This is a genomic window from Loktanella sp. DJP18 (genome assembly GCF_049310965.1).
Classification (GTDB): domain Bacteria; phylum Pseudomonadota; class Alphaproteobacteria; order Rhodobacterales; family Rhodobacteraceae; genus Loktanella.
Genome location: NZ_JBMERN010000191.1, coordinates 1 through 5325, shown reverse-complemented (window position 1 = coordinate 5325; position 5325 = coordinate 1). Strand labels below are relative to the sequence as shown.

Annotated in this window: 5 protein-coding genes and 1 pseudogene; 5 read left to right on the top strand and 1 reads right to left on the bottom strand. The window is 62.0% G+C overall.

The genetic code is table 11. From position 1 onward, the window contains the following. Positions 1-170 precede the first annotated feature (170 nt). The 5 genes from ACOI1H_RS23470 to ACOI1H_RS23450 all read left to right on the top strand — a co-directional run bounded on the left by ACOI1H_RS23470 (position 171) and on the right by ACOI1H_RS23450 (position 5072). Positions 171-1334, top strand: coding sequence for a TRAP transporter substrate-binding protein (locus ACOI1H_RS23470; protein WP_422440586.1), 1164 nt, complete (start codon positions 171-173; stop codon positions 1332-1334). A gap of 71 nt (positions 1335-1405) precedes the next feature. Further along, the gene (locus ACOI1H_RS23465; protein WP_422440584.1) at positions 1406-1996 is read left to right on the top strand and encodes a TRAP transporter small permease subunit; all 591 of its coding nucleotides are present in this window, start codon (positions 1406-1408) and stop codon (positions 1994-1996) included. Between the two features lie 34 nt (positions 1997-2030). Then, positions 2031-3449, top strand: a complete 1419-nt coding sequence (locus tag ACOI1H_RS23460) for a TRAP transporter large permease (protein WP_422440582.1) — start codon at positions 2031-2033, stop codon at positions 3447-3449. Between the two features lie 10 nt (positions 3450-3459). Then, entirely contained in the window at positions 3460-4860 is a 1401-nt protein-coding gene (locus tag ACOI1H_RS23455; protein ID WP_422440580.1) for an amidase, read from the top strand. Continuing rightward, entirely contained in the window at positions 4857-5072 is a 216-nt protein-coding gene (locus ACOI1H_RS23450; RefSeq protein ID WP_422440579.1) for a hypothetical protein, read from the top strand. The genes ACOI1H_RS23455 and ACOI1H_RS23450 overlap by 4 nt, the downstream gene beginning before the upstream one ends. A 96-nt stretch (positions 5073-5168) precedes the next feature. Here the strand turns inward: ACOI1H_RS23450 and ACOI1H_RS23445 are convergent. Continuing rightward, positions 5169-5325, bottom strand: a pseudogene (locus ACOI1H_RS23445) (IS6 family transposase); the annotation flags it as partial.

The following is a 5325-nucleotide window of genomic DNA, read 5'->3' as shown; positions in this document are numbered from 1 at the left end:
GTACCGAAAGGGACTGTGTTTTGCCATTCCCAAACGCTACGGGACCGCCCTGCCCGCCTCAAGCAGGTTTCCTCTGACAGTGCCCAACGTATTGCTTGCAGGAAGCAATGTCCCTGCCTATCGTGCTGAAAGGGCAGTTCGCCAGTGAAAGATCAGGGAGAAGATTTCACATGACCAATGCACCGAACCAGGACCCATCCATCCGCGAGGACATCCAAGGCGTCTCGCGCCGTTCGTTTCTGCGCCGAAGCGCCCTGGGCGGCACGGCTGCGGCGGCCGGTATGCTTGCAGCGCCCGCGGTGCTCGCGCAGGCGCCATTGATCATGAAGATGCAGACGTCCTGGCCAGCCTCCGACGTCTGGCAGGAGATGGCGGGGCAATATGCCACACGCGTCGAGGAGATGTCGGGTGGTCGCCTGAAGGTCGATCTGTTGCCCGCTGGCGCGGTCGTCGCACCCTTTCAGGTTCTTGACGCAGTAAACGACGGCGTACTCGACGCCGCGCATTCGGTTTCGGCCTATTGGTACGGAAAGAACAAGGCCGCCTCCCTTTTCGGGACCGGTCCCGTCTTCGGCGGCAACCCGACCACGATGCTGTCATGGTTTTATCAAGGCGGCGGACGCGAGCTCTATAACGAGCTGACCCAGGAGGTCATGGGACTCGACGTTGTGGGAATGCTTGGCTTCCCGATGCCCGCGCAGCCTTTTGGCTGGTTCAAGGAACCGGTGGAAAGCGTGGCCGACATCCAGGGCCTCAAATACCGCACCGTCGGTCTGGCCGCCGATCTGATGCAGTCCATGGGTATGTCCGTGTCCCAGCTTCCCGGCGGCGAGATCGTACCGGCGATGGAACGCGGCGTCATTGACGCCTTCGAGTTCAACAACCCGACCTCCGACCGGCGATTTGGTGCGCAGGACGTGGCGGAATACTACTATCTCGGCTCTTACCATCAGGCTTCCGAGGCGTTCGAGTTCCTGTTCAACCGATCCTTCCTCGAGGACCTGGACGACAGCCTGCGGTCGATTGTTCTGTACGCGGTCGAGTCGGCCTCGACCGCCAACACGGCTTTGGCGCTGGACAACTATTCCAGGGACCTGCAAGAGCTGCAGAACAATGATGGCGTGAAGGTCCGCAACACCCCGCAAGAGATCCAGTTGGCCCAGCTCGAGGCATGGAAGGAGCTGATCACCGTCCTGGAAGAGGATCCGTTCATGAAAAAGATCCTCGACAGCCAACGCTCGTGGGTCGAGCGGGTCGCTTACTACGAGCTGCTCAACTCGCCCGACTACAAGCTGGCTTACAACTACTTCTTCCCGGGCAAGCTTCCGGCCTGACGGTTTTTTCACGGGGGCTGGCGGCGACACCCTGTTCTGGCCCCCCTGGGACCCCCAATGGGAGATCTCCTATGCTGACCTACGTCCGGTTCGCAGACAGTCTTAGCGCGTGGTTCGGCAAGGCCTTCGCCTGGCTGATCATCCTGATGACTTTCGGCACAGCCTACGAGGTGCTCGTACGCTACGCTTTCAATGCACCGACTCCTTGGTCGCTTGATGTGTCATTCATCATGTACGGCACGCTTTTCATGATGGGCGGTGCCTACACGCTGTCGTGCGGCGGGCATGTGCGCGGCGACTTCCTCTATCGGCTTTGGCCGCCAAGGGTACAGGCGGGGGTCGATTTTCTGCTCTACTTTCTTTTCTTCTTTCCCGGCGTGCTTGCGCTGGTCTTCGCAGGCTACAAATACGCGTCCCGCTCTTTCGGCTATGCCGAGGTGTCGGTAAATTCGCCTGCGGGCATCCCGATTTTTCAGTTCAAGGCGGTGATAGTCGCGGCTGGCCTTCTGCTGCTGATCCAGGGCATTGCCGAAATCTGCCGCTGCATCCTTTGCCTTCGGACCGGTGTGTGGCCCGCGCCGCCCGACGACGTGAAAGAGACCGAGGATCTTCTGATGTCCGAGGCAGCCAAGGCCGAGACCCGGTCGGGCGGCGCGTCTTGAATCCCCGATACAATCTTGCCGGAGGCGCACAGGCGTGACCGACCCACAGATCGCCCTGCTCATGCTCGGGCTTTTCATTGTACTCGTTTTCGCAGGCTTTCCGATCGCCTTCACCCTGATGGCGATGGGCATCGGCTTCGGCTACTATGCCTATTACGACGAGGGGCGGATGTTCCGCGGCCTCAACAGGCTGGCGGAGGAAGCCGGGGGGCTAGAGCGCCTCAAAGCCACGTTCGAGGGGTATCTAAGCAACAACGTCTTCGACCTGTTCATCAACCAGACCTATACCGTCATGGCGAACGAGGTTCTCACGGCGGTGCCGCTGTTCCTGTTCATGGGCTACGTCGTCGAACGGGCGAATATCGTCGGCCGGCTGTTCACGACGCTCAACATCGCGTCGAAGAACGTCCCTGGCTCGATGGGCGTTGCGGCCCTGGTCACATGCGCCCTCTTCGCGACGGCAACGGGCATCGTCGGGGCGGTGGTTACGCTGATGGGCCTGCTGGCGTTGCCCGCAATGCTGCGCGCGCGGTATGATCATTCGTTCGCCAGCGGGATTATCTGCGCGGGGGGGACCCTGGGCATCCTGATCCCGCCCTCGATCATGCTGATCGTCTATGCCGCCGCATCCGGCGTATCCATCGTCCGGCTCTATGCTGGCGCGCTGGTGCCCGGGTTCCTGCTGGCCGGGCTTTACGTGGTCTATATCGTGACGCGCGCGATCCTGCAGCCATCCGTCGCGCCGAAACCTACGAAGGAAGAAATCCCGGACATGCCCCGGGGTGAGCTGGCGTGGCTGCTGCTTACATCGTTCCTGCCGCTGGCTCTTCTGATCCTTGCCGTGCTGGGCTCGATTCTGGGTGGTCTCGCAACCCCCACCGAGGCCGCCTCGATCGGCGCGTTAGGCGGGCTGGTCCTCGCCGTCGCCTATCGCGCGTTGACGTTCCAGCGTCTGCGCGAAAGTGTTTACCTGACCGTGCGCACGACGGCGATGGTATGTTGGCTGTTCGTCGGCTCCTATATCTTTTCGTCGGTCTTCTCCTACCTGGGCGGCGAGCAACTGATCTCCGAGTTCGTGACGGGGCTGGACCTGACGCAGCTGCAGTTCCTTATTCTGGCGCAGCTCATCATCTTCTTGCTGGGTTGGCCGCTGGAATGGTCAGAGATCATCATCATCTTCGTGCCGATCTTCCTGCCCCTCCTCGCCGTCTTCGATGTCGATCCCCTGTTCTTCGGCATTCTCGTGGCGCTGAACCTGCAGACGTCGTTTCTTACACCTCCCATGGCCATGAGCGCATATTACCTGAAAGGAATTGCCCCGCCCGAGGTGCGGTTGGTAGAGATATTCAAGGGCGTCATGCCGTACCTTGCCATGGTCCTTCTGGCGATGATCCTCGTGTACAACTTCCCGGCACTCATCTACGCGTTGCCGAACTACTTCTATGGCAGCTGAGGCAATTCCCATGGCACCCAAGGCAATCCCCCTACCCGAGGCGCCCGGAGCCAAGGGGCAGCCGCGGCCCGAATTGCTGGACCTGCCGGCGGTCGAACTGCGCGACAGGCTGGCCACCGGGGCGATCCGTGCGGTCGAGATCGCCCGGGCCCTCGGCGCGCGCATCGCCGCGCGGGAGCCGGAGATTGGTGCCTGGGCCTATTTCGATGCGGATCACGCAATGCGGCAGGCGCTGATGCTTGACCGCCTGCGCGGGACGGGCCGACCACTCGGCCTCCTCCACGCAGTCCCCGTCGGCATCAAGGATATTTTCGATACGGTGGACATGCCGACCGCCAACGGCACATCGCTGGATGCCGACCGGCGGCCCGACCGCGATGCACTGGCCGTTTCCTTCCTACGCGGCGCGGGGGCACTGATGGCGGGCAAGACAGAGACGACGGAACTGGCCTTCCTGCATCCGGCCCGGACCCGCAACCCGCTCGACAATAGCCGCACCCCGGGCGGGTCCTCCGCAGGATCGGCCGCGGCGGTCGCCGCAGGAATGGTCCCGCTGGCCGTGGGCACTCAGACCGGTGGGTCGGTCCTGCGGCCCGCCTCTTATGTCGGTGTGGTCGGGTTCAAGCCGTCCTTCGGTCTGATTCCCATGCGCGGCGCGCTGATTCAATCGCCCAGCCTCGACACGGTGGGCACATTTGCGCGCGACGTTGCGGGCGCGGCCTTGCTGGCGGACATACTTGCGGGTCACGATCCGGCCGGTGACCGCCCCCCATTTGCCGCACCCCGCCTGCTTGATGCGGCGCAATCGGCACCGCCCGTGCCGCCGACCTTCGCACTGGTGCGCCCACCATGGTGGGACAAGGCAAGCCCCGACATGCGCGCGGGAATGGAGGAACTGGCGGCGGCTCTGGGCACGCAATGCTTCGAGGCCGACCTTCCCGAAAGCTTTGCCGGCGCGCCCACGTATCGCGAAGTCGTAAATCTGGCCGAGATGGCCAAGTGTCTTTACACCTACGACAGTCGCGGACGTGAGATCCTGTCCTCGGAAATGCTGTTGGCGCTGGACCGTGGCAGACAGGTTACCGCCCGCGACTATCTGGCGGCGCAAGATTGGGCTGGCATATATCGCGCGGGGCTCGAGACGATCCTCTCGCGTTGCGACGCCATCCTCATGCCTGCCGCGCCGGGGGTGGCACCGGATGGCCTGGGGTCGACAGGGGATTCAGTTTTTAATGCACTGGCGTCCTTCACCGGATCGCCGGCGATATCGCTTCCACTTCTGCAGGCTGACGGGCCGTCTGGCTCGCTGCCAATGGGCGTGCAGGTGATGGGTAGACCGCGCGACGATGCCCGACTGGTGCGGACGGCCGCGTGGCTGGAACACTGGGCTGGCAGGGGAGCGGCAGGATGAACATGACGCAACGCGAAGCAGATGCAACCAATGCGGCAAAGGGTCGCGCGCCCGAAGGCAGGTTCAGATCCTTACTGCTGCCGGTCTTTGCCTTCTTGGTTCTGGCGGCGTTTTTGGGCGTCCTTATTGTTTGGGTTCCCCGCATCGATCTGGCTGCTGTTGTCGCCGTGACCTTGGTTTTGGTCGCCTATGATTTCTTCGTGAAGCGGTAAGCGACAGCTCTCCTGTGCCTGGGCTGATAATTCCGAAGAAATCGGTGCTGTCAGACTAATTCGAACCAGTCTCAGTTTGCCGCGAAACGTCGGAACCTATGCCGAACAAAGTTGACGCCACTCGGAAAGAGCAGCGGCACGGTTCAGCTTAAAGTTATGTCGTGAATAGAGATGGCGCTCCTGGTTAAAATGGTTGTGGACCGAGGCGTGGACTGCGACGAATTTCTGCAAGGTCTTCATGCGCCGAAAGTGG